The organism is Rhizobium sp. 01T417, from assembly GCF_056398905.1.
Genome location: NZ_JBFTQH010000044.1, coordinates 1 through 24,798 on the forward strand (window position 1 = coordinate 1; position 24,798 = coordinate 24,798).

Below are 24,798 nucleotides of genomic sequence, written 5' to 3' on the forward strand. Positions count from 1 at the left end.
ACGCTGACGATCGCCGCCAACAATGGCGAGGACGTCTACAGCGACGCCTCGACCAGGACGGCGACGATCACCGGCACCAGCGGCGGCAACTTCGAAAGCCTGCAGGTCGGAACTGGCTCCGCTACCGCGTCGGTCAGCGACACGATCGATACTGTAACCGCCACTCTCACAGCCGGTTCGCCTGTCTTTGATGCTGGTGGCACGACCACGATCACCTATACGGTGACCCTCACGAACTCCGACAACCTGGCGGTCGCGCCGAAGTCGGACCTCACCTTCACGCTCGAGACCGGTCAGACGGTCACGATCCATGCCAACCAGTCAAGTGCGAGCACGGTCGTGACCTTCGCCCCGGGTTCGATTTCCGGCACTTCAGTTCACAACTCGATCAGTCTCATCAGCGGTGGAGACCAATACGAGCATCTGGTCCCGACCGGAACGATAGACACGACGGTGAACAGCGTTCCGACCGGAGGTGGCAGCGTTTCGCTGACGCTCAGCGAGGCGGCGCTCGATACAGTTCTCAACGGCTCGAGTGGCGGTATGCCGGCGGATCTCGCCGCGGGCGCGGTAACCGGCAGCGCGCCGGACAGCCGTGGTGAGACGGCTCAGGCAACGACGGGGATCACCTTCACCGCGACTGGCGAGACTATCACCATTGCCTTCGACAATCCGACCGGCAGCAGCTGGACCGCGCCGACCGTCGATGGTCTCGCCCCCGGCTACAGCGTGCACTGGGCGTTGAGCGGCGCCCAGTTGGTCGGGAACCTGTTCTCCCCGACCGATACCAATCTCGGCGCCTTCGTCAGGCTTTCGCTGACGAACACCTCGGCGGCCCCCGGCCAGTCGGTCACTCCGACCGTCACCGCAACGCTGACCGACAACCTCATCGACGGTGTCAATAAGGATGCCGTAACCATCGGGGGCATCAAGGTCGTTGCGACGGACGCTTCGGGTGACAAGGTATCGGGTTCGGTGAACCTAACGATCACCGACGACGCACCGGTTGCGCATAACGTCACCGAAAGCACGGTGGCCGGTTCGATGAGCACAGTCAACGTGCAGCTGATCGTGGACGTCTCGTACAGCATGTACTCGTCCTACGGCGGCGGTGTCAGCAATGTGCCTGGTGGCTATACCCAAGACCGGATTGGTCTCGCGCGGTATTCGATGGAGCAGCTGCTCGAATCGAACGACCAGATCAAGTACGTCGAGATCGTCAAGTTCGGCGAGAACGCATCCGGCACGGTCTGGATGACCAAGGCAGATGCGCTGGCGTACATTCAAAACAATGCGAACTGGAACGGCTCCGGCGGAACCAATTACGACCTCGGCCTGCAGCAGGCGATGTCGAGCTATGGCACCGGCGCGCCCGTGCAGGCCGACAAGAACGTCGTCTACTTCCTGTCGGACGGTGCGCCGAGCGGCGATGGGATTGCCAGCGGCGCGGATGACGGTAATCACACCAACAATTCCGTGACCACCGGCGAATGGGAAGCCTTCATCAATGCGAAGGGTATCGACAGCGTCTATGCGATCGGCATTGGCGGTAGCATCAACGTTGCCAACCTTGAGCCGGTGTCCTATCCGAACACCGACGGATCGGACGGCAACACGACCGAGGACACCGTTATCCTGGTCGGCACCAGCGATGTTACCGGCCTCCTTGCAACCTTGCAGGACTTCCTCGGCAATGCCCAGTCGGTCGGCGGCAACGTTGTCATCGATGGCGGCGTCGACGCGAGCTTCGGCGCCGATGGCGGGCATGTCCAGTCGATCGTTGTCAATGGCGTGACATATAGCTTCACGCCCGGCGCGATCGCAGGAACAGGAACGGTTTCGGAAAGCGGCACGCCGGGGGGCGCGTACCAGGACCACGGCAGCTGGATCGAGATTAAGACGGCGCTTGGCGGCACTCTGACATTCTATTTCACGGATGTCGGAACGACCCATCATGCCGGCGACTACAGCTACCTCGCGCCGATCAGCAGCACGGGCAACGAGTCATTCGCCTACACGATCGTGGATGGCGATGGAGATACCGCTGGCGCCACACTGGCGATTTCAGTGACCGCGCCGCCGAATGCCAACCCGGTCATCACCGCTCCGAACAACGGAACCGATCCGACGAACCTTTCCGTCGCGGAAAACACGACGGTGGTCACCGACGTCAATGCGACCGATGCCGACGGCAACACGCTGGTCTATTCCATCGTCGAGACGGCGGGTACCGACTACGCCAAGTTCGCGATCAACTCGTCGACCGGCGTTCTCACCTTCATCTCCGCGCCCAACTATGAAGCGCCGGGCGATGTCGGTGGTAGGGCTGGCGACAACGTCTATGTCGTCACCGTGCAGGTTTCAGACGGCCATGGCGGCGTCGATACGCAGACGCTCAACGTGACGGTGACGAATGCGAATGAAGTCACTGCGGTTACCGATACCGTCCTGTCCAACTATGGCGGTAGCGCCTACACGATACCGGAATGGGCGCTCCTCTATAACGACTCAACCGATAGCGGATCGATCGATATCGTCTCCGGAAACACCGGCATTCAGAGCCAGATTGATTTGGGCAGCGTAACCCATCAGAATGGAACCGGCACGAACGGCACGGTGACCATCGACGATACCGGGAACGGCGGCACGGGCAGCTTCGTCTACGGGGTGACGAATACGGTCACGACGGCGTCGGCGAATGTCAACGTCACAAACCAAAGGGGCGGAGATCTCACTGGCACGAGCGCCAACGAGATTCTTATCGGAGATAGCAGCGCAAGCACCTTCGACGGCAAGGGCGGGGTGGACATCATCCTGGCTGGTGGCGGCGATGATATGATCGTTGCAGACCAGAACGATTATGTGATCGATGGCGGCGACGGCAGCGATACGCTGCGTGTCGACGCAAGCTTCACAAGCGGGAGCGACGCGCAGATCGTCAACATCGAGAAGGTAACGATCAATTCCACCGCTACGGTTGTGCTCGATCTTTCGAATCAGATCGAGAGCTTCACGGCGATCACGGCGGGCTCGGGAATTAACACGGTCAAGGCCGGCTCGGGCAATGATGGGATCGTCTTCGAAGGGTATCTGACGGGCGATGATACGGTTGACGGCGGCGCCGGCAGCGATACCTTGTCGTTCACGGACAACGGTACAGGCACCAACGATCTCAACAAGGTTACCAACATCGAAACCATCACGCTCGGCGCCGCGGCGACGAATGTGACGACCGTCGATGCCCTGGTGGCTGCGGGCGCGACGCTCACGGTCAACGGCTCCGCCCTCGGGTCCAACCAGTCCCTCACGTGGAACGGCGCGGCCGAAACCGATGGCGCGTTTATCATCACCGGCGGAGCCGGAAACGATGTGATCACCGGCGGGGCTGGAAACGACATGATCACGTCGGGCGCGGGCACTGACAACCTTTCCGGCGGCGCCGGCGACGACACGTTCGTTCTCGCGGGAAATCTGACAGGTGCGGATACGATCAATGGCGGCGCCGGCAACGATACGCTGACGTTCACCGACAACGGCACAGGCACCAACGATCTCGACAAGGTCACCAGCATTGAAACCATCACGCTCGGCGCCGCGGCGACGAGTGTGACGACCGTCGATGCCCTGGTGGCTGCGGGCGCGACGCTCACGGTCAACGGCTCCGCCCTCGGGTCCAACCAGTCCCTCACGTGGAACGGCGCGGCCGAAACCGATGGCGCATTTATCATCACCGGTGGTGCAGGGAACGACAAGTTGGAGGGTGGAGCTGGCATCGATACCATTGTCGGCGGTGCTGGAAACGACATCATTATCGGCGGCGCGGGCAACGACATTCTGACGGGTGGCAACGGCGCCGATCAGTTCCGGATCGCCACCAACACTGGAATGGATACGATCACGGATTTCCTCAACAATGGAGCTGACAAGATCAGCTTCCTGAGAGGGACCGGCACCGGAGCGGTGAATTTCGCCAACACGACGTCGGATGGAGCGCTCAACTCCAGCGACTACGCGGAGATCTCAAACGCGAGCCTCTCGGGTCACAATAACAAGGTTGTCGTGTCCAGCGCGACGTTCTACAGCACGTCGAGTGTCAATGGTGGTACCGATATTGACAGCTTCACGACCAACGATGCGAAAAACACTTATCTTGTGATTTACAACAGCAACACAGGCAAGGCTGAGGTCTGGTTCGATACGGACTGGAGCAACACCGGGGGCCGTACACAGGTGGCCTCGCTTACCATCACTGGCGTGAACAGCGGTACGACGTTGGCCAACGTCTTGTCGGCGTCGAATTTCGCTGTTTCCAGTAGCGCCACCGATCCCATTATCCTCGACCTCGACCACAACGGCGTCGCCCTGACCTCGCTCGATCAGGGCGTGCAGTTCGACATCAACGCCGACGGCCACAAGGATCAGATTGCCTGGACAGCCGGCAGTGACGGTATCTTGGCGCTCGATGTGGACGGCAACGGCAAGATCGACAATGGCAGAGAGATCTTCTCGCCGCACTTTGCGGGTGGCAGCTATGTCGATGGCCTGGCGGCACTGGCAACGCTCGACAGCAACCATGACGGCAAGATCGATGCGACCGACGAGGCCTTCTCGAAGCTGACCGTCTGGCAGGACCTGAACCACAACGGCATCACCGACAGCGGCGAGCTTTCGAGCCTGGCGGATCATTCGATCAGCAGCATTTCGCTCGATGCCAGCACGTCCGGCACGGAGATCAACGGTCAATCGATCCTTGCCGATGGCAGCTACACCCTTACGGATGGCTCGACCGGCCACTTCGTCGAGGTCGCCTTCGACACGACGCTCGGCGGCAGCGAAAACGGCGGCAACGCCTACTCGCTGATCGGCAGCGACGGTGATGACATCCTGTCGGGAAGCGGCGGCGGTTACACGATGACCGGCGGGGCAGGGGCTGATACCTTCGTCCTCGACACCGACGCCTTGAAGGGCGTGTCGATGGCCGACGTCATCACCGACTACAAGGCAAGCGAAGGCGACACGCTCGACGTCTCGAAGCTTCTCGACAGCCTGCTCGGTCACCAGGCAAGCGAGGCGGAAGCACTCGCCAGCGTCAAGACGACGGTGTCAGGCACGGATACCGTAGTCAGCGTCAATGCCAATGGCGGCTGGCACGATGTGGCGGTTCTCCAGAACACCACGGAAGCGGTCAAGATCCTCTTCGACGACAAACATGACACGACGACGGCGCCGCACGTCGGCTGATGTTCGGACAAACCGGCATGGAAAAGGCGCCTCTCGGCGCCTTTTCTTCGTTTTAGGGTTCGCCAGGTCAGGCGGCCGGCAGCCGCGACAGCGGAATAGCGTCTTCGCGCTCGCCGCCGCGCTCCATGGCCATTTCGTCTGCCAACTGACGGATATGCGTGAAGTCGGTAGCTCCCTCGAAAACGGCGCCGCCGAGCCGGATGCCGATCGTCATCGGCGATCCCTCGGCCGAGAATGAGGCTTCCGCAACGCGCCGGCGGATGCGGGTGCCGACGTCCTGGGCGTTTTCGATGGTCGCGCCCGGGAGGAAAACCCCAAGCTCGTTGGTGGCGAGGCGCGCAACCAGGTCGCCCTTTCGCACGGACGACTGAATGATCGCGGCGAGCGACTGCATGACGGTGTCCGCCCATTGCGGGCCATAGCGCCTGCTGATCTCGTCGAGCGTATCGATGACGACGGCGATCATCACGCCGCCGGCGTCGGTGGCGATTCGCTTGCGCCGGTCGATGTAGTGTTCGACGGCCGCGGCAAAGGCTGTCCCGTTCAGTGTTTTGGTTACGGCATCGTGGCGCGCAGTATAGTTAATCGTTTCTTGTAGTTTTTTGAGGTCGCCAACTTTGAGCTGCAAGATCAATAGCAGCGGAAATGCAACAAGAAGCGAAATTAAACCTGCGCCGACAAATCCCACCAAAAATGGTCGATCCGGTACGAGAAGGTTTAAGATAAGTAAAACGCCGACGGATCCAGCCACGTAGCAGACAGCACCGAGGGTTGCGATCCGAAGAGCTGAAACGATTGTGGCGGAAGAGTAACGCTGGCTAAAATTCATCGCGGGTCATGTCCGTTTGAAAGTAATGCCAGATAAACAGGTTCGGGCAAAGCCCCCGTTAAAAAATCCTGTAAAATTCTCGCTTTAGGCAGTTGTCCACTGGGATTAACTGTCTTGGCAGGAATGTCTGAAGCTGCGATTGGAATGTGGAAAGATTGGTGTTACTTCTTTGCCAAAGAAAATCTTTGGTATACGGGTACGCCGAGTGAATCTTTGATGTTGAGGGGCATCGAACTTGTTTAAGGACAAAAGAATTTTTGCAGCATTGTCTGCGACGGTTGCTTTGAGTTTTTCGTTTTATGCTGATGCAAATGCAATGTCTCTGCAGCAGGCCATCGAAAAGACGATGAAAACGAACCCGCAGATCTTGCAGGCTGCGAAGGATAGAGAAGCTATCGAGTTTGAACTACGTCAAGCGCGCGGTTTATACTTGCCATCCGTAGATTTGGAGAGTGGGATCGGGCGCCGTCGCTTGTCGAACGAAAGTTCCGGTTCGCTGAGAGATGACCATGACTATCTGTCGCCGGGCGATGTTGGTCTGACGATCTCGCAGACACTTTATGATGGCGGCAGCCGCCGCGCCCAGGTCGAACAGCAGGCTTCGCGCGTCGATGGCGCGTCCTTTCGGGTTCTCGAACGGTCTGAGTCGCTCGCACTCGAAGTGACGCAGGACTATCTGGAATACATGCTCCAGAACCAGATCGTTGCTGCCGCCAAGCAGAACGTTGCGTTCCATACGCAGATGGTCGGCGACATCGACGAGAGCATCAAGGGCGGTGCGCTCACGGACGCTGACCGCCTTCAGGGCAGCGAACGTCTGCAGGCCGCCAAGGCCCGGCTGCGCGAAGCGCTCGAAGAGCTTGAGCAGACGAAAATCCGCTTCCTTCAGGTCGTCGGCGAGCCAATCACCAATGCGCAGACGCCGCCGTCCGTTGGCAAGTACGTCCCGAAGACGCTGAACGACGCGGTCTTCGTCGCCGCCAAGAACAGCCCGCGCATCTATTCGGCCAATGCCGACGTCGATGCGGCCGATGCCGGGGTTCGTGGTGCGCGCGCCAACTACCTGCCGAAGGTCAATCTCGAAGGCTCGGCCCGCGTCGGCAACGACATCGATGGTGACGAAGGCAACACCAACGACTATCAGGTCCGTGTCGTTGCCCGCTGGAACCTCTATCGCGGCGGCATCGATGTTGCTCGCGAGCAGGAGCAGATCCGTCGTGCCGGTGAGCAGCGCTACAATCTCGCCCAGGTTCAGCGCGAGGTTTCGGAGTCGGTGCGTTCCGCCTGGAACGAGCGCGTCAGCCGCGGAGAGCTGTCCGGCATCCTCAACAAGCAGGCCTCGATCAACAACCAGCTCGTCGGTTCCTACCGCGAGCAGTTCAAGGTTGGCCAGCGCTCCCTGCTCGATGTGCTCGATGCGCAGAACACGAAGTTCAACACTCAGGTTCTCGCTGATACCGCGCGCGTTGCATCGCAGTTTGCCGAGTACAAGATCCTGGCGGCGTCGGGCAATCTGCTTCAGACGATGAAGCTGAAGCCGGTCGATCAGTCCAAACCTTATGCGCGGGAAGAGTTTGTTGTCCCCGCGGGCGTCGCGAATCCTGGATATGTCGAGCTTGATTCACATCAGAAGGCCGGTATGCCCCTGGACCTTCTAGCGCCAATTCGACAGCAATAGTCGACGTGGCCATGGAACAATGCTGAACGTAGCGCTCGGGACCTCCAGCAGCACACCGCTGCAGACATTCAAAGCCGCATTCAAATCCGTGGCTGCGTTCTATGGCCGACCAAGCTCCGACACGGTCCTCTTCTCCGGTCTCCCGGATGAGGTGACCGAGTCGCTTGAGATCGACGATGTCGAGCGCATGGCCGAGCGCATCGGCCTGCAGGTGATCAAGCATCAGGAGCGCGAGTGCCGCCAGAGCAATTTCGATTGCCCGGCGATCGTCGCGTTTGCCGACGGCAGCGTGTTGCCGCTGCTCGAGGTCACCGAGGACGGCTCCTATATCACTGATATCGTTCCGATTGCCGGCAACGCGATCCGTCTGACGCGGGAAGAATTCCTGGCGCTGAAGCCGCAACTGGCCTTTGCCTTTACGCTTTACTATCAGAACGCCTCGGAAGAGGCGCTGGTCGGCAATGCCGTCGAGATCGAGAAGCGGCACTGGCTGGCAACGACGCTTGCGCCTTACTGGCGCACCTATGTCCGCGTCATGGTCGCGGCACTCTTCATCAACCTGATCGCGCTCGGCTCGCCGCTGTTCACGATGAACGTCTATGACCGGGTGCTGCCGAACAAGGCGATCCCGACGCTCTGGGTTCTGGCCGCGGGTATCTCGCTTGCCTATGTCTTCGATTTCCTGCTGAAGACCGCTCGCTCGTCGCTGATCGACTATGCCGGACGCAAGGCGGATCTGCGCCTGTCGCAGCTGCTGTTCGACAAGGTGCTGAATTCGACGCTCGCCTCGCGGCCGATGTCGACGGGCGAATATGCCAACCGCGTGACGCAGTATGAATTCGTTCGCGAGTTCTTCACGTCGAACACGATCGGCGTCCTGATCGACAGCCTGTTCGTCTTCATCTTCCTCGGCGTCATTTATCTGATTTCCGGCTGGCTCGTCGTGATCCCGGCGGTCGCCTTCGTCCTGTCGGTCGCGATCGGCTTGTGGGCGCAGGCCGCGATCGGCAAGCGCATGGCGACGGCCGCCAACGAGGCGTCGCGTCGCCAGTCTCTGCTGGTGGAAACGATCTCGACGATCGAAACGCTGAAGAGCCTGCGCGCCGAAGCCACTATGCTGCGCCGCTGGCAGGAACTGACAAAGTATTCGAGCCGCACCAGCGAGGATATCAAGCACATCTCGACGAACGCCGTCAACATGACGATGTTCATCCAGCAGATGGTGAGCGTCCTGATCGTGATTGCCGGCACCTACGAGTTCTCCGAAGGCCGCATTGCCATGGGCGCGATCGTCGCGACGGTCATGCTGGCAAGCCGCGCCGGCGCGCCGCTCGGCCAGATCGCCATGACGCTGGCGCGGTTCCGTCAGGCGACCATGTCGCTTCGCATTCTCGACAAGATCATGGAGCAGCCCGACGACCGTCCGTCCACGGTCGGCTTCGTCAATCGCGAGATCACCCGCGGCGCTTTCAGCTTCCAGGATGTGTCTTTCCAGTATCCGGGATCGGACTATCCCGTCATCAACAAGCTGTCCTTTACCGTGAAGCCCGGCGAGCGCGTCGGCATCATCGGCCGCATCGGCTCGGGCAAGACGACGCTCGGCCGCTTGCTCGACGGACTCTTTTGCCCTTCGGGTGGTCGCGTGCTGATCGATGGCGTCGATATCCGCCAGTACCACATGGCCGAGGTTCGCTCGGCGGTCGCCGTGGCCGGCCAGTCGTCCGATCTCTTCTCGGGAACGGTGAAGGAAAACCTGCTGATCGGACGCGCCGATGCGACCGACGAGGAGCTGCTCGAGGTCGCCCGCATGACTGGCGTCGACGAGTTTGTGGGCAATCATCCGCGCGGCTTCGACATGCCCGTCGGCGAACGCGGCACCAACCTGTCGAGCGGCCAGAAGCAGGCGCTGACGATTGCGCGCCTGTTGCTGACGAAACCGAAGATCGTGTTTCTCGACGAACCTTCGGGCGCCATGGATCTGGCGACCGAGCGCAATCTGATCGCGCGCCTGTCGAAGGCTATCAGCCGTGACACGACGCTGTTGATCGCCACCCACCGCTACAGCATGCTTGAACTCGTCGATCGCCTGATCGTCATCGATAAAGGACGCATCATCGCCGACGGTCCGAAGGGTGCGGTCATCGAGGCCATGCAGCGTAAACCAGCAGGGGCGCAGTCATGAGCCTCAGCAATCGTCACGACAATCCTCCGCTTCTCGCCCGCGGTATTCTGGCACTGGTGGCGCTCGTCATTGCGAGCTTCGTCGCCTGGGCGGCTATTGCCGACATCAACGAGATCGCCCGCGGCGAGGGCAAGGTCATTCCGGTCTCGAAGACGCAGATCATCCAGTCGTCGGAGCCCGGGGTCGTCCAGCAGATCGCCGTCGTCCTCGGTCAGGTCGTCCGCAAAGGTCAGCTACTCGTCCAGCTCGACAATACAACGACGACCTCAACCCTTGGCGAATCCGTTGCCAAGGCGCGTGCGCTCGGTGCCAAGGTTGCGCGCCTGAAGCTCGAGGAAGCTGGTCAATACGATACGCCGTTCATTTGCCCGGAAGAGATCCTGGCCGTCGCGAAGGATGTGTGCGCAAACGAGGAGCAGCTTTTCGCTGCCGATCGCGCCAGCTACCAGAACAAGCTTGGCGTCTTGCAGGAGCGCGTGCGCCAGCGCGAGAACGAGCTCAGCGAAGCCCACGCCAACATCGATCGCCTGCAGCAGAATATCGAAGGTGCCCAGCGCCAGTACGACCTAATTTTCCCGCTGGCACAGAAGAAGCTGGTGGCGCAGACGGAAGTGCTGAAGACCGAGCGGGATCTCACCGACCAGAAGGGCCAGCTCAAGGTTTACCAGGAAAGCATCGACCGCCTGCAGGCTGCCGTGCAGGAAGCCAAGCTGCAGCTCGGCGATCTTGCCCTCGAACTGCGTCAGCAGGCGCTGACGGACAAGGCGCAGGCGCTGGCCGAGCTTTCGGTCGTCGACGAGACCATCCGCGGCGCGTCCGACCGCGTCAAGCGCACCGACATCCGCTCGCCTGTCGACGGCATCGTCAACACGCTCGAGGTCAACACCATCGGCGCCTATGTCGATCCGGGCCGTGTCATCGCCGGCATCGTTCCGACCGCCGACACGCTGCTGGTCGAAGCCAAGATCTCGCCGCGCGATGTCGCCTTCGTGCGCCGCGGCCAGCCTGCCGTCGTCAAGGTCACCGCCTACGACTTCTCGATCTTCGGCGGCCTTGAGGGAGTCGTCGAGAATATCTCCGCAGACAGTCTCGTGGAGAAGGAAAAAGGCGAGACCTACTATCTGGTACAGGTCAAGACCGACAAGTCCGCGCTGGAGCGCAACGGCAAGTCCTATCCGATCATCCCCGGCATGGTTGCCTCGGTCGAGATCATGACCGGCAACAAGACCGTGCTGAGCTACCTGATGAAGCCGATCAACAAGGCGCGCAGCGAAGCGCTGACGGAGCGATAGGATGCTGATCGTCAAGCCAGGCAGCAACGCACTCACCGAACTCGAGCCGATCGAGGAGCCTTTGCCGGCCATCGGCGCCGAGGAGATCGAGCCGCGCTTCCGTGCGGTCGTCGGTCGAGGCGGCGAGCGCCGCGGTATCCGCCTCGAGCGGATCTACTGGGATGGCCTCGGGCGCATGTCGTCGGCCGGCAAGATGAGCACGGCCGACCTCGTGCACTATACGGCCTCGCAGATGCCGGAGTCCGGCAACCTGGCCTCGCTGCTGCGTGTGCTCAGCTTCAAGTGGGCGCTGCGCAGGCTGGATACCGTCGAGGACGCCTCGTCCATGGCAAACGTCAATGCCATCATCCAGGCGTCGCCGTCGCCGACGATCCTGCTGACACAGGAAAAAAAGATCCAGCTCTTCAACGATCCCTTCCTGACCATGCTGCGCCAGCGTCTTCCGCTTGGTGATGCGGCGCAGTTGACGAAGAGCTTGCGCTTCTCGATCGACACGCAGATCGATGAGGCGATCGCCACGCTCTATCGCAACAGGGGCAAGACGCTGAACACCGGCTTCACCATAGCCGTCGGCTCGGCCTCGATGAAGGGCCAGATCAATCTGGCTTTGGCGCCAACGCATGAGAAGCCGATGCTGATCGGCTATGTCTCTCGTTACTGACCAGAAAATCCCAGACATGAAAAAAGCGGCCGAGATTCAGCCGCTTTTTCTGTATCTTGCCGGCGATTTTCAGAACGTCGTGCCTTCGCCAGGAGCGACCTTTTCGAGTGGCAATGCCGAGGCGACCTGCTTGGCGCCGGTGCGTGTTCCGTGCAGGTAGCCCTTGCCATCCGCGATCGAGTAGAGCGGCACATAGTCGGGCAGCCTGGTATCCAGTAGAACCTCGTCGCGCATGTTGTCGAGAATGAAGCGGTTGCCGTTCACCGCGACAGAAAGCACCGCGTGGTAGAAGTGGCGCTTCTGATCGAACAGGACAATGACGGACATGTCCTTGAGCTCGACGCCTTCGGCGTGCAGCGCGGCCATCTTCAGGATCGCGAAGTCCTCGCAATCGCCCTGCTGGCGTGAGAGCGTTTCGGCGGGCGTCGCCCAGTAGTCGGCCACCTTGTAGGTGTCGATGTCGCGGCTATAGCGGATCGTGTGATTGATCGTGATGTTGACCGCGTTCAGCTTGTCGCGGATCGAGGACTGCAACGTCTTGCTGAAGGCAACCTTGATCGCGGTCGCGGCCTCCGAGCACTTACCTGCGCTGCAGTCAATGGCTGTCCCATCGATTATTTCCGACAGGGACGGTTCGAGCYTCTTCAGGGCAGCCAGTCGTTTGAACGGAATGGCGACCGTCCCGAAAGCAGCGCTGCCCCCCGGCGCGGCGATCGCCGGCCGTGCGACTGGCTGCGTCGGGGCGACGCTCTCGTTCACCCAGCCTGCCGGCTCGGGCTGCAGTGAGCGCGTCAGCGCGGCAACGTCGATGGTTCCGATGCTTTTCGTCGCCAGCGCGAGGAGATTGGCGACGCTGCCGAACGTCAATGCGCGGGCTGTATCAGCCGCGAGGTCAACGGAGTAGATCGCGCCTGACATTTGCGAAGACGGCAATACGGATGCCGCCGAAATATTCGGTGCAAATGCGGCTGAAAATGCAGACAAAGTAAAAGCAGCGATGTTGCTTGTTTTTATACTGCGCTTCATGGATCGCGGTCTCTCGTTGGCTGCGAGAAACGTACAAAAAATCTATAAAAATCAGGTATTTAAGCATAGATAAGGTTGGGATAAATTATCCGTTCAAAAGAACATAAAAGTTTAGTGCGCCCGTCAACCAAGTTTGGGCGAAGGGTTTGCTTTCCGGTGTCGCCTGTGCAGATATGAAATCCTGTCAAAGGGCCGGAAAAGGCCGCGATTGCGAGTGGTGGGGGAACAGGTGAAAGTGCAGTCAATCGAGCCGGTGCAAGGCTCGCATGGTTTACGCTCGACACGGCAAGTGTCGCCTTCGGAAGGCGCCGGTCCCCTCAAACTCATCAAATTCGTTCTCGCAATGTCGATCGTCGCCGTCTTCGGTGCGCTCGCGGGCTGCCAGTCCGACGTCGATGGCATCGCCAAGAATGTGAAGACCAACGACATCAAGGCACCTTCGAGCGAAGTCGAGGAAAGCTTCGGAGAAACGGGAGCGGAGATCACGCTGCTGCTGCCCAAGGGCGCGACCGGCATCTATGAGGGTGCTGCGCGTGACGTGCGCGACGGTGCCGGCCTCGGCGTCGGCGAACTCGGCGGCAACCAGGTCTTCGTGAAGGTTGTCGATGTGGCCTCCGGCGCTCCAGCCGCCGCGACCGCGGTCGGCGAGGCGAGGGCGCGCGGTTCCGTTCTCCTCGTGAGCTACGCATTGCCTGCCGTCACCTCGGCTATAGCTGCGGTGCCGGCTGACCAGCGGCCGGCTTTGCTCAATCTGGGCGCCCCTGTGCCGCCCACATCGGGCAATGTCTACAACTTCGTTTCCGATGAAATCGACAGCGCCATTGAAGGCGTGCAGGCAGCCGCCGCCAGCGGCCACAAGAAGGTGCTGGTTTTCGCCCAAAACGACTTTCCCGCTGCTGACGAGGCCCGGTTGGCAAGCGCCATCCACGCCGGCGGCGGCACGTATCTCGGCCTTGTCCGCTACGATCTGACGGACGCTGCCGCCGCTGATGCGGTCAAGAGGGCGGGCGCCAATCTGCAGAATGCCGATACCGTGCTCGTTCTCGGGAAAACGGTGATCACCACGACCATCGCCGGCGCCGTGAAGGCCAGCGGCAAGACGAACGTCACCTTCGTCGGCACAAGCGCCTGGCCGCCGCAAACGCATACGGATCCCTCGGTGGCAGGCACGGTGATTGCCATGGTCGAGCCCGAAGGCGCGACGATGATCGCCGAGCGCTACCAGCGGCACTACAAGCGCGCAGTCTCCACCGACGCGGCTTACGGCTACGATGCTATCGCCGTTGCCTCGGGCATTGTCCGGACAAAGGGACCGGAGGGAATGAACGCACAGAACCTGACCAGCAAGGTCGGCTTCCGCGGCGTGACCGGTCTCTTCCGGATGACGCCGGCGGGTACCGTGGAGCGCAAGATGAGCCTTTACTCCCTTAACGGCGGCAAGCTCAGCCTGGTCGGTGCCACGCCGGCCTCGTTCTGATACCCCACACACTTGGACATCGGACCGTATGCGTCCGCCTTCACCAAGCGCCGTGCTAAGCGCTTAGAGACCCGGCCGGCAGGTGCTCCGCCCGACAAACGGAAGCGCAGTTGCCGCGCCGCCACTGCCTCCTACCAATCAGGAGTCAGAGCACGAATTCACGTCAAACGGCCAGGCAGCATTTCCTTTGCTCTCACTTGGCGGCCTTGTCGGTGCCAAGTAGGTAGCCTCCGTCCCAGTGATAGATCTGCTTGTCGTCGACCGTGACCTTGACGACCGCCTGGAAACCGGCGAGCGTCCCGCTGCCGGCATGAAACGCACAGGTTCCTTGCATTGGGCTGGCGGTGTCGTAGGTGACGCAGTACCCGACCGCCGTGTCTCCGTTTCCGACGGCAATAACAGCCGTGCTACTGCCGAAAAGGGGACTGCCGGTCACCGGCCCATAGTACAAGATCTTGGTACCCGCCGGGATCGCCGCCAGGTTCGATTCCGTAATCGTGCAGAAGCTCGGAGTCTCGCCGGTGTACTGGCTACATTCCTTAGAGATCTTGAGTGGTTGCATAGAGGGCGCCGCATGCGCCACGGACGCTAGTACCAGGATGGCACCAGCCGACAGGATCAACAATCTGCTCATTGCCTAGTCCCCCAGTCGAATGGTGTCGAGAACTCTACTCTCTATCGCCTCTCCTCGCAATTCGCTGCTTGGTCCAGGGAGCGCCGTCCGCGACGCCGCCGACTTGCATGAGTCCGGACCCTAAGGCCGTGCAGCCGCGAAGAAGGGCTCCGGACTCTCCACTTCGATCAGCCGCCGGCGCTCGATCTGCCAGAACCGGTTGCCGATGGCGCGCACGAAGCTGCGGTCGTGGGAAACAACAAGGCAGCTCGCCTGGTGGGCCATGAGTTCGCCCTCCAGCGCTTCCTGCCCGTCGATATCGAGGTGGTTGGTCGGCTCGTCGAGCAGATAGAAGTTCGGCTCCGCCAGCCGCAAAACCAGCATGCCGAGCCGCGCCTTCTGCCCGCCCGACAGCCGCCCGACCGGACGCGACTGCATGTCGATGGTCATGCCGGCCCCCGCGAGCAGCGCCCGCGCCCGCTGGTCGCCAACGTCGAAGCGGCGGATGATCGTCTCCATCGGCGTATCGCTGTCCTTCAAGTCGGCCAGCGCCTGGTCACTATAGCCGAGCACCAGCGAAGGGGTGGCCTTGATGCCGTCCTGCGCCGTCTCCGGATGGCCGATTGCCTTTCGCAGCATCGCGATCAGCCGTGATTTGCCGGCGCCGTTCTCCCCGAGCAATACGATCCGGTCACCCTGGCAGATGAACTGCTTGCCGGTCCGGAAGAGTGTCGTGCCTTCAGGGGTACGGACCTCCGCTTCGTCGAGTGTCACAAGCACCTTGGCATGCGTGCCGCGGTTGGCGAGCTTGATCGCACCGGCCGATCGCTCGAGATGGGCGGGCTTGGCCGCATCCTCGAGCTTGTCGGCGCGTTGCTTCAGCTGCTTTGTCTTGACAACCAGCAGGTCGCTGCCGGAGTTGATGCCGATATTGTTGAGTTTCGCCGCTTGCTTGCGCAATTGCTCGGCAGTCTTCATGTCGCGTTCGTAGCGTCTCCTGTCGGCCGCGTCCGCCTCATCAAGCGCTGCCCGCGCCCGGCTGTAGGGCAGGGAGAAGACCTGCGACTGCTCCGGCCGCAGGAACAGCGTACGATTGGTGACTGCATCGAGAAAGGCACGGTCGTGGCTGGAGATGATCACAGGCACATCGCGGGGCAGGGCGTTCAACCAATCCTCAAGCGCCGCGATCTTGCCGAGATCGAGGTGGTTGGTCGGCTCGTCGAGCAGCAGCGCGTCGGGCTCCATCACCCAGGTGCGCGCCAGCATCGCCAGCCGCTGCCAGCCGCCGCTGAGCTGCCTGACCGGGCGGCTGCGCAAGGCTTCGGGCACGTCCAGCGAATCCAGCACGATGTCCACGCGCCAGCTTTCGTTCGCCTGCTGATCGGCAGGCAGCGCCTGAAGGACAGCATCGTGGAACGGCACGTCAAGCAGCTTGGCTGGCACGTCCTGTTCGACATAGCCGATCGTCAGCCCGCGCGAGCGCGTGATGTCGCCGTGGGTTGCCTCGAGCGCTCCCGAAATGCAGCGGAGCAGTGTGGACTTGCCGCGGCCGTTGGCGGCGACGAGCCCCAGACGGTCGCCGGCATTGATGACGAGGTCAAGCTTGGCAAAAAGCGGTGCGCTGAGGGTGACGCCGAGATTGCGGATATTGATAAGGGTCATGATCTTGCTCTGGTCTTGCCGAGCGATCACACGGGCGAGGGCATGCAGCCTTCATCGCGTGCGTGTGCTTCGAGCTCGGTGGATGAGTATTGCAGACGGGCGAATACCCAAACTGCTGCCACGAGGGGCAGACCAGGGAAGAGAGTTTGTGAGAAACGGTCTCTGGTCAGCCCTGCAAACGCATTTGCAGGGCGTAATTGGTGTTCGTCGGCGTTCGTCAGCATTCGCTCATGCTCCTTAGTTATCAATATTTTATATCGCTGCAGTCCGTTCTTGTGCGTGGGCATTCGTGAATGTAAATTGGACACTATTGGACACTATTGGACACTATTGGACACTCCGAATGGCCGCGACATCGAAAATTGATACGCCCGCAAAACGAAACAAGTTAGCGCCTGCCAAAAAGCCGGTTTGGGAGCAATTGGCCAGCGGCGTTTTTCTCGGTTACCGCAAATCCCCGCAAGCGAGAAAGTGGCTCGTCCGATACCGCGACCCCGACGCACCTAAAGGTGCAGGCAATCCCTACCGGGTGCAAGTCTTCGCGAATGCGGACGATGCCCACGTCGACGAGGAAGCGTTGAATTTCACGGACGCGACCGCCGAGGCGCTGAAGCTTGCTAAAGCAGCAAACGTTCCTAGCGCCCACGGCGCGCTTCCACTGACGGTGCGCCGCGCGGTGGAAGAGTATGTCGCCGTTCGGAATACCCGCGACCGCAAGGTCAAGGGTCGAGAGGACATCCGTTCCGACGCAGATACCCGACTGTCGCGATATGTCCTTTCCGACGCGAACCTCTGCGACACGAAATTGAAGGACACGACGCGCGAACGCCTGATTAAATGGCTGGACAGCGTGCCGCTCAAGGCTCCGACAAAAAAACGGCTTGCCGGGGACTTCAAGGCGGCACTGCGGCTGGCCGGTGACACACATGCCAAATCCCTTCCTGCGACATGGAGGGCTGAGGTTTCGAGCGCGTTGACAGTCCAAAACGATGAACCTAACAGCCGCGACATCCAAGTTCTCGCTGATGACCAAATCAAAGCCGCGCTTCGCGCTGCCAAGGAAATCGACAGCGAAGGGGAGTGGGGTGGCGACTTGCACCGCCTCATGGTCGCCCTCGCCGCCACGGGCGCGAGGTTTTCGCAGGTGGCAAGGATCGAGCGAAAGGGCGCATTTAAGCAACGTCGCGTGAACCGAAGGACCGGCGTCGACGGGACCGATTGCGTTATAATGGTGCCTGCGTCCCGGAAGGGGAAAGGCGGCAAAGTCGAGCCGCCGACGAAACGGATCGTCATGGCAGGCGACTTCGAAATCCTCGTTTCCGGACCGGAAACGGGGCCGGACAGCCCACTGCTGCAGCGTTGGAAAAACGAGGAAATATCACCGACCGTATGGACGCGTGGCAATCGTGCGGCTTGGTATCACGCTTCCGAGATAACCCGGCCGTGGCGGCAGATAGCGGAGCGGGCAGAGCTTCCGAAGCATACCGTACCGTATTCCTTCCGCCATTCTTCGATCGTTCGACATCTCCAAGCAGGCTTGCCCGTGACCCTCGTCGCAGCGCTTCATGACACGTCGCCTGCGATGATCCAACGACACTACGCCCGGTTCATCGCCGACGCGAGTGATGACCTCATTGCCGCCGCTGCGGTGAGCCTTGCCGGATGACGCCGATCAATCGCCTAGGAAGCACTGACTATGCGCGGCTCATCTCGGCCGCGCTCAACAGGTACTATGGCATTGACCCGCTCAACACTGAAAAAATAGCCAAGTTGGCGCGCGGCCTGCGGCGACTGCGGCTGGAAATTTCCGTTGAGGATGCGCATTTCGCTTACGGAACCGCGTCGACAAAACGTGTCGGGAGCATCTTGAATGGCATCTATACTATTAAGCGCTTCGCTGTAGACATTACCGACACTGGCGCGCGCGCAAGGTCGCGGTACGCCTCGAAACAGCTGCGATCCGGCATATCCGTTAACGATTGGCTCGCGCAGGCCCCCGAGGTCTATGAAATCATAAGGGCTGATGCCGATTTGGAGCTTTCATCCAAGGGCGGGCTGTTCAAGCGTCGATCAAAATCCACAGATAGCCTCCGCTCGCGAATGATAGGTAAAACTCTTCCCGCCCTCTATCGCGCCATTTATCCGAACGAGACTTTCGAGGCGGAAAAGGAGCTTCCCCGGCATCGTGATAGGTGGGGGCCGGGCCCGATGTTTATCGCTTTCGCAGCGAGGTTCCTTGGGTTTGGTGCAGTAAATGGAGAGCAAATTCATAAGGCGAAACAACGGGCTAGAAGACCAAAAGGGGACAAGGCCGGGAAAACTGGATAGGTTGTCCCAAAGCAAACGTCGCTGATCACTGCCATACTTCTCCAGTGTTCCCGTTTATTCACAGGAGAGTGGCAGTCATGAGTGCCGAAAGTCCTAATAATGAGTTTAAGCCCGCCGCGATGCCGTCGAAGGAAGCCCGCCGCTATTTGGGGAATATGGGCCAAACCAAATTCTATGAAGAGATAAAATCCGGACGCCTGCAAACCCGGAAAATTGGCCGGAAGAGGGTCGTCCTCGTGGACGACGCTGACGCATACCTGCGGTCACTACCAACAGAATGAAACCCGCCACGCTTGCTACGACGTGGCGGGCACCAATGCATTCCGGCTATCCGACAGCCCGAATGTAGTGTCTTACCCGGCGCATGGCAACGTGGCCCCTCAGCCGAAGGAGGGGCGCAATGTCTTCCAACCACCTCGTGTCACACGGTTCCGATCAGCTGAAAGCAGGCATCGTCACCTGCATCGGCTTTCATCGGCTGAGCGGTGCCGGGGCACTCGCAGGCTTTGCCGACCTGCATTTGGCCGCCCCGTACCTGATGCGGCTCTTTGGCTGCGCCGTGTTCGTTGCCGACGATGGTCGCATGTCGGTAGCGCTGCCGACGCGGCCGATCATGTCGCGTGACAGCCAGCAAAGCCGCGACGAGCATGGCAAGGCGCGATATGCGCCCGTCGTCGCCTTCGATGATCAGCGGATGCTCGCTGCCTTCAGCGCCGACGACGCTGCTGCGGTGAGCACTTACGCCCCCGAACTTGGGAGATTGCGGTGATCGATATCCAATCGTCGCCAAAGACTGTCGCGCAAGTGCTTATCGCCAAGGCTTCGGAGATTGGCGCTGCAAAGTTTTGCATTGAGAGACTGCGTGCCGCGCTGTGTGCGGCACGTGACCGGAATGCCGCGTTGGAAGCCGAGATCGAGCACTTGGCCTGCCTCATCCAGGACCTTCATCGGGAAATAGGACGGCTCACGCGGCAACTGATCGAGGAGGGAGGCAGCAAGCATCAAGGTCCGCCCGATAGGTTGACAGCCGCCGTTGCCATGCAGTGGGTGCGGCTAGGCCGCGAATACAAGAAACGTCAGCGGCAGAAAAGCACTCCTCGGCAAAAGGGGAGCAGGCTGTGATGCACGAAAAATCAAAGCACCTTAGCGCTGCCGCGACGTTCGAAAGTATAGACACTGTCAGCCAAAGCGACGTCGCGCAGGCGTTCGTCGACCGGTTCTTCGGAACATTCGCCTTCGATCACACACGAGGCAGATGGTATCGTTGGACGGGAAAGCTTTGGGAGCCTGACGAAACGAACCTTGCATTTCACCGAGCTGTTGACCTTTCGCGGCATCATTCCGCCGAACTCACCGGCTCACAAAGGCGCGATTGCCGCAAGTCGGCCTTCGCTAGTGGTGTCCTAGCTATCGCTGCTGCCCATCCGGAGCTTGCCGTTACCGCACGACGGTGGAACCCGGCTGCGTTTCTCTTGGGCACGCCCGATGGCACTGTCGACCTTCGCACGGGAGCATTGCGGAAGCCGACGGCTGCCGACTACATTACCAAGGCCGTTGCTGTCGTTCCTGCAGAATTGCCTGACTGCCCGAGATGGCTTGCCTTCCTTGATGAGGCGTTTGAAAGCGACGCTGCCATGATCCGGTTTGTGCAACAATGGTTCGGCTATAGCCTGACGGGCTCGACACGGGAGCAGAAGTTCATGATGCTTCATGGACCCGGCGGCAACGGCAAAGGCACGCTGCTTGGCACGGTCTCGGCCATCGCGTGTGACTACTACATGGAAGCGCCAATCGAAACGTTCCTGGCCTCGGCGCACGACCGGCATCCGACCGAACTTGCCGGTCTCGATGGGGCCCGTCTTGTCAGCGCCACGGAGACTGATCGAGGCCGATCATGGAATGAGCAGCGACTGAAGCAACTCACAGGCGGGGATACGATCAGCGCCCGCTTCATGCGTGGGGATTTCTTCCAATTCCAACCGCAGTTCAGCTTGACCGTTCAAGGCAATCACATGCCCGAACTCAAGGCCGTCGACGATGCAATGCGCCGCCGTTTGATCCTTGTTCCGATGCTTCACAGGCCCGCCAAGGCAAATCTCTCGCTGGCGGATGAACTTGTGCCGGAGTGGCCAAGCATCCTGCGATGGTTGATAGACGGCTGCCTCGACTGGCAGAAAAGTGGGCTCATCATTCCCGACGATATCAGCGCCGCGACGGACGACTATTTCGTAGAGCAGGATACGTTCAGTACTTGGCTTGAAGAATGCTGCCGCGTCGAGCGCGGAAACGTCTATCTGTACGACAGCGCGACGCGTCTCTTTGCATCGTTCTCGTCGTTCATGAAGCGTAATGGGCTGACACCCGGTTCGCTGAAGTCGTTTTCGGAAGAGCTCGAAAGGAATGGCTTCTCGCTTGAGCGCAAAAAGAGCGAGCGTCGCCGGATTGGCATCCAACTCAAGGCGTCGGAGGCACAGCACTACGGTGAGGGGTGACAGGTTGTGACGGTTTTTCGTATGCCTTCATATATGCGCGCGCGTAGTGGGCCGATAATTAAATAAACCCGTCACCATATGTCACCCGTCACCAATAAAAACAGTAGGTTAGAGCATTATTGGCCCAATTGAGTGCACGTCGGCCGGTCTATTTGGCGAAGCTGTTTCGATAGCGTATCCTTGCCCCATGTCACCGCTTCCGAACCAGCGCCACGAAGCTTTCTGCCGCCTCATCGCCAAAGGCGAAGCGGGGTCGAAGTCCTATGCGGCGATCTATCACGTCGGCGCAAAATGTGCGGACGCATCAGCGCCACGATTGTTAGCCAATGTTAGGGTGGCGTCCCGCATCCGCGAACTGAAGAATGGCGCGGCAAAAAAGACAGAAAAAACACTGTCCTCGATGATCGAGAATTTGGACGTCGCCATCGAATTCGCGAGGCAATGTGGGAACGCGAGCGCCATGATTGCTGGCTACGCGCTGCAGTGTAAAATCCTTGGGTTCGAAGCACCGAAGCAATTAGAGATAATGCATCGGCCAGCGCCTCTACCTACGCGTGTATTAGAGCTTTCGGTGGAAGAATGGGAAGCACAATTCGCTTCCGGCACAGGGTCGAGGCCAGCCTTGACCGACGGAGCCAAGCGGCTGAAGGCGGAGAAGCGCAAGATGAACGGTCAACACGCTCATGGGGAAAGCCTTCCAAGCGGAATGGAGGTCCCCAACCCGATCAATTGGGGCGGCGACCCAGTGGAGCCCATAATGCCAAACTGCGGGGTGATCGATCTTGATTGATACTATCGAGTTATCGGCGCTGGCGGGTCTTAAAGCCTCGGCCTCGTCGGTGCCTGGCCAATCCACGCCATGCTCCTCTTCCCTCTATCGCCTGGATTATCGGGCCTTTGTGAGCCAATTGGGCCTCTCATGCGATGCTTCATCCAAGCGAGGCAAGGTTCCTCAGCAACAGTTGCCGATCTGCCCGCTGCCACACAGAACCTATCGGGCAACGGGAAAGCGCAGGCCTTCACTAATATCCGCCGCTGGGGAAGCGCGTCGCTAGGTGGAGGTTGCCGACCCTTGGCGATTTTTAGCATTTTGTGCGTTAATTCGGCAGACGGTAGCACCATCTCAAAGTCGCGAGCTTCGCTCAATAGAAGGGAAAATCTTTTGGGAACGTCATTCATAGCGCGCTGTGCTCAATGCGACTACGAGGCACATGGATCGATTGGAGGCGGCATGCATAACCATAGAACGTTCAGTTCCTGGCCCTGCCTCTGCAATTCCTGCGACGCAATAACAACTGTCAACACGTTAGCGCAAACGCAGGTCTGCCTGCAATGTTCGGCGGCCGACCCCCTTCCGTATGATGACGCCGCTTTATCCGAGGAACCGACGGGCTCGCTGGCAATGAGCGCACGAGATGTTGGCTGGGGAGATCGGGTTTTAAGCGCGAAGCGCCGTTATTACTGTCCAAACTGTCGAACTAACTCGATTTTGTTCCGCCAAGGCAACATAAATTGGGATTAGAACTGCCGCGATGAAGCCTTCGCCTCGCGCCCTAGCCGGGTCCGCCACTTTGCACAGCATTCCGTCGAGCTTGCGGTTGCCGCTCACTCGCTGAAGAACCTGGTCCATCGTCACCATGTCCTTGCATTCGGCTCCTGCTGATTGCATACAGAAACGGGGATGGCCCGAGGCTTTCTAACATTGGCAGGCAGCGATGGGATTTTTCAGCAACTTCGCAGTTAAAAGTGGTCGACGCAACTTCACGGTGATGGTGCTTGCCGAGGTGCGTCTTAAGCTAGAGCAAGAGTTGGGCCGTGAATTAGATTTGAAGCCGCTGACCCCAACCATGGTGGCTGTCGCGGAGAAAATCTTCAACGAAGACCTCGCACCTCACATTTCCGATCATCCATCACTTTATAAAATCAAGATGCAAGACGCACATCAACGCGCCGTCGACGCACTTTGTGATGCCATCGCAGACGCGCTGGACGCACTCGGCTGACCTAAACTAGCCCGCACATCAAACGATCTTTAGCCTCGGATCTTGCTTATTTGCGACTAGGTTTGTATCAATTGCTCAAGGAAATGATACAAAGACACGGGTGCATGTGTTGAAAGATAAGGAAAGAGCAAAGGCAGTTGCCTATTTTCGGACCTCTAGTTCAGCCAACACTGGGCCGGACAAGGATAGCGAGCGGCGGCAGCGAGAGGCAGTCGAGACCTTCGCTAAGGCGGCCGGTTATGAGGTCGTGGACAGCTATTATGACGCCGCAGTGTCCGGTGCTGATCACGTGACCGAGCGGCCGGGTTTTTCGGCGATGCTGGAGCGACTGATGTCGAACGGCGTCCGCACGATCCTTGTCGAGACTGCCAGCCGTTTTGCTCGCGACCTGCTCGTGCAAGAGGTGGCCTTCGAGATGCTGGCGGCGCGTGGTATCGATCTCATCGCAGTCGACAGCCCCGAAAGCTTCGTGGCCGATGGGCCGACCGCCAAACTAATCAGGCAGGTGCTCGGCGCGGTTGCCGAGTTCGAGAAGAGCATGTTGGTCGAGAAGCTGCGTGGAGCGCGGGAGCGCAAGCGGCGGGCGACCGGCCGGAAGGTCGGAGGTCGGCGGAACTATGCCGAGCTTGATGGCGGCGGGGCCATGATCGCGCTGGCAAAGAAGCTGGCTCGCTATCCCCGCAATGGCAAGAAGCGGTCGCTGGCTGATATCTCGAACGAGCTGGCCAAGGAAGGCTATGTTTCGAGCGCCGGAAAACCCTACACCCGGATGGCAATCTCGCGCATGCTGGACCGAAAGCCCGAAAGGGCGTGAGTTTGTCAAACGCGGGAACCCCTCCCACGCCGGGGGCTTTCGGCAGGCAGGGCGGGTGGCGATGAAAGGGGCCCACCTGTGTAGATACTTGAGTGGAAGGTGGCGCGCCATTCCGTCAATCAGTTCCGAAGCCATATGCTCCCGCGGTCAATCAACTTACAATTCCTTGCCGCAAGTGAGCGTGTTGTCGGCCTGCCTAACCTTTGGTCGAGGTGTAGATGGAGGCCAGCGCAGAAGCAACAATTTGCTTGGTGTTTCCCGCCTTGCGCTGCTGTTCGATGACCTCGCGGTGCTGTGCCACGATGCTGTCGGCAATGTTCGAAGGAAAGCCGAACTCATGCTGGAGTTCCGTCGCAACTCCGGACGCGAACCACATCCGGCGCGAGGTCGAAGAGAACACAGCCCATGCGCCGAGCGCAGCCGCTCCCACCAAGAATGTCGTCACTGCCCCGCTCATCTTTGCTCCCTTGCCGTGTGTATTCCTCGCTCGAAGCAAAGAT

At 60.0% G+C, this 24,798-nt stretch carries 20 protein-coding genes; 15 read left to right on the forward strand and 5 right to left on the reverse strand.

Annotated features, from left to right (window positions below):
* The coding region (locus AC1DPR_RS27295; protein WP_477817579.1) for an immunoglobulin-like domain-containing protein at window positions 1-5,241 on the forward strand (5,241 nt) is incomplete at its 5' end.
* Between the two features lie 67 nt (window positions 5,242-5,308).
* Here AC1DPR_RS27295 and AC1DPR_RS27300 read toward each other — a convergent pair.
* Complete coding sequence (locus AC1DPR_RS27300; protein ID WP_477817580.1) at window positions 5,309-5,869, reverse strand: GGDEF domain-containing protein; 561 nt, start codon at window positions 5,867-5,869, stop codon at window positions 5,309-5,311.
* Window positions 5,870-6,386: 517 nt separating this feature from the next.
* On the opposite strand from AC1DPR_RS27300, the gene AC1DPR_RS27305 reads away from it, so the two are divergent.
* The 4 genes from AC1DPR_RS27305 to AC1DPR_RS27320 are packed head-to-tail and all read left to right on the forward strand — an operon-like array spanning window position 6,387 to window position 11,883.
* Entirely contained in the window at window positions 6,387-7,748 is a 1,362-nt protein-coding gene (locus AC1DPR_RS27305; RefSeq protein ID WP_112666360.1) for a TolC family outer membrane protein, read from the forward strand.
* Window positions 7,749-7,767: 19 nt separating this feature from the next.
* Entirely contained in the window at window positions 7,768-9,930 is a 2,163-nt protein-coding gene (locus AC1DPR_RS27310) for a type I secretion system permease/ATPase (protein WP_113471604.1), read from the forward strand.
* Window positions 9,927-11,222: an HlyD family type I secretion periplasmic adaptor subunit gene (locus AC1DPR_RS27315; RefSeq protein WP_018859610.1), complete on the forward strand. Its 1,296-nt coding sequence runs from the start codon at window positions 9,927-9,929 to the stop codon at window positions 11,220-11,222. The genes AC1DPR_RS27310 and AC1DPR_RS27315 overlap by 4 nt, the downstream gene beginning before the upstream one ends.
* Before the next feature lies 1 nt (window position 11,223).
* Complete coding sequence (locus AC1DPR_RS27320) at window positions 11,224-11,883, forward strand: ribbon-helix-helix domain-containing protein (protein WP_113161963.1); 660 nt, start codon at window positions 11,224-11,226, stop codon at window positions 11,881-11,883.
* 69 nt (window positions 11,884-11,952) lie between these two features.
* Here AC1DPR_RS27320 and AC1DPR_RS27325 read toward each other — a convergent pair whose 3' ends face one another.
* Complete coding sequence (locus AC1DPR_RS27325) at window positions 11,953-12,816, reverse strand: transglutaminase-like cysteine peptidase (protein ID WP_477817581.1); 864 nt, start codon at window positions 12,814-12,816, stop codon at window positions 11,953-11,955.
* A 322-nt stretch (window positions 12,817-13,138) separates the two neighbouring features.
* On the opposite strand from AC1DPR_RS27325, the gene AC1DPR_RS27330 reads away from it, so the two are divergent.
* Window positions 13,139-14,386, forward strand: a complete 1,248-nt coding sequence (locus AC1DPR_RS27330; RefSeq protein ID WP_477817582.1) for a type 1 periplasmic-binding domain-containing protein — start codon at window positions 13,139-13,141, stop codon at window positions 14,384-14,386.
* Between the two features lie 193 nt (window positions 14,387-14,579).
* Here AC1DPR_RS27330 and AC1DPR_RS27335 read toward each other — a convergent pair whose 3' ends face one another.
* Together AC1DPR_RS27335 and AC1DPR_RS27340 are read right to left on the reverse strand one after the other, a co-directional pair.
* Window positions 14,580-15,020, reverse strand: coding sequence for a Clp protease/crotonase-like domain-containing protein (locus tag AC1DPR_RS27335; RefSeq protein WP_018859606.1), 441 nt, complete (start codon window positions 15,018-15,020; stop codon window positions 14,580-14,582).
* A gap of 120 nt (window positions 15,021-15,140) precedes the next feature.
* Entirely contained in the window at window positions 15,141-16,661 is a 1,521-nt protein-coding gene (locus tag AC1DPR_RS27340) for an ATP-binding cassette domain-containing protein (protein WP_112666381.1), read from the reverse strand.
* A gap of 343 nt (window positions 16,662-17,004) precedes the next feature.
* Between AC1DPR_RS27340 and AC1DPR_RS27345 the strand changes: the two genes are divergently transcribed.
* The 9 genes from AC1DPR_RS27345 to AC1DPR_RS27385 all read left to right on the forward strand — a co-directional run bounded on the left by AC1DPR_RS27345 (window position 17,005) and on the right by AC1DPR_RS27385 (window position 24,298).
* The gene (locus AC1DPR_RS27345; RefSeq protein ID WP_477817583.1) at window positions 17,005-18,327 is read left to right on the forward strand and encodes a tyrosine-type recombinase/integrase; all 1,323 of its coding nucleotides are present in this window, start codon (window positions 17,005-17,007) and stop codon (window positions 18,325-18,327) included.
* Window positions 18,324-18,989, forward strand: a complete 666-nt coding sequence (locus AC1DPR_RS27350; RefSeq protein ID WP_477817584.1) for a hypothetical protein — start codon at window positions 18,324-18,326, stop codon at window positions 18,987-18,989. The genes AC1DPR_RS27345 and AC1DPR_RS27350 overlap by 4 nt, the downstream gene beginning before the upstream one ends.
* A 77-nt stretch (window positions 18,990-19,066) precedes the next feature.
* On the forward strand, window positions 19,067-19,270 hold the full coding sequence (locus AC1DPR_RS27355) for a hypothetical protein (protein ID WP_477817585.1): 204 nt from the start codon (window positions 19,067-19,069) through the stop codon (window positions 19,268-19,270).
* Window positions 19,271-19,389: 119 nt separating this feature from the next.
* The gene (locus tag AC1DPR_RS27360; RefSeq protein ID WP_477817586.1) at window positions 19,390-19,758 is read left to right on the forward strand and encodes a hypothetical protein; all 369 of its coding nucleotides are present in this window, start codon (window positions 19,390-19,392) and stop codon (window positions 19,756-19,758) included.
* Window positions 19,755-20,111: a hypothetical protein gene (locus AC1DPR_RS27365; RefSeq protein ID WP_477817587.1), complete on the forward strand. Its 357-nt coding sequence runs from the start codon at window positions 19,755-19,757 to the stop codon at window positions 20,109-20,111. The genes AC1DPR_RS27360 and AC1DPR_RS27365 overlap by 4 nt, the downstream gene beginning before the upstream one ends.
* Window positions 20,111-21,481, forward strand: coding sequence for a phage/plasmid primase, P4 family (locus tag AC1DPR_RS27370; protein WP_477817588.1), 1,371 nt, complete (start codon window positions 20,111-20,113; stop codon window positions 21,479-21,481). The genes AC1DPR_RS27365 and AC1DPR_RS27370 overlap by 1 nt, the downstream gene beginning before the upstream one ends.
* A gap of 187 nt (window positions 21,482-21,668) precedes the next feature.
* Window positions 21,669-22,271 carry a terminase small subunit gene (locus AC1DPR_RS27375; RefSeq protein ID WP_477817589.1) on the forward strand — a complete coding sequence of 201 codons (603 nt, stop codon included), beginning with the start codon at window positions 21,669-21,671 and terminating at the stop codon, window positions 22,269-22,271.
* Window positions 22,272-23,196: 925 nt separating this feature from the next.
* Window positions 23,197-23,484: a hypothetical protein gene (locus tag AC1DPR_RS27380; protein ID WP_477817590.1), complete on the forward strand. Its 288-nt coding sequence runs from the start codon at window positions 23,197-23,199 to the stop codon at window positions 23,482-23,484.
* 109 nt (window positions 23,485-23,593) lie between these two features.
* Complete coding sequence (locus tag AC1DPR_RS27385) at window positions 23,594-24,298, forward strand: recombinase family protein (RefSeq protein ID WP_477817591.1); 705 nt, start codon at window positions 23,594-23,596, stop codon at window positions 24,296-24,298.
* Window positions 24,299-24,494: 196 nt separating this feature from the next.
* On the opposite strand, the gene AC1DPR_RS27390 is transcribed toward AC1DPR_RS27385, so the two are convergent.
* Window positions 24,495-24,755: a hypothetical protein gene (locus AC1DPR_RS27390; RefSeq protein WP_477817592.1), complete on the reverse strand. Its 261-nt coding sequence runs from the start codon at window positions 24,753-24,755 to the stop codon at window positions 24,495-24,497.
* Window positions 24,756-24,798: the final 43 nt, after the last annotated feature.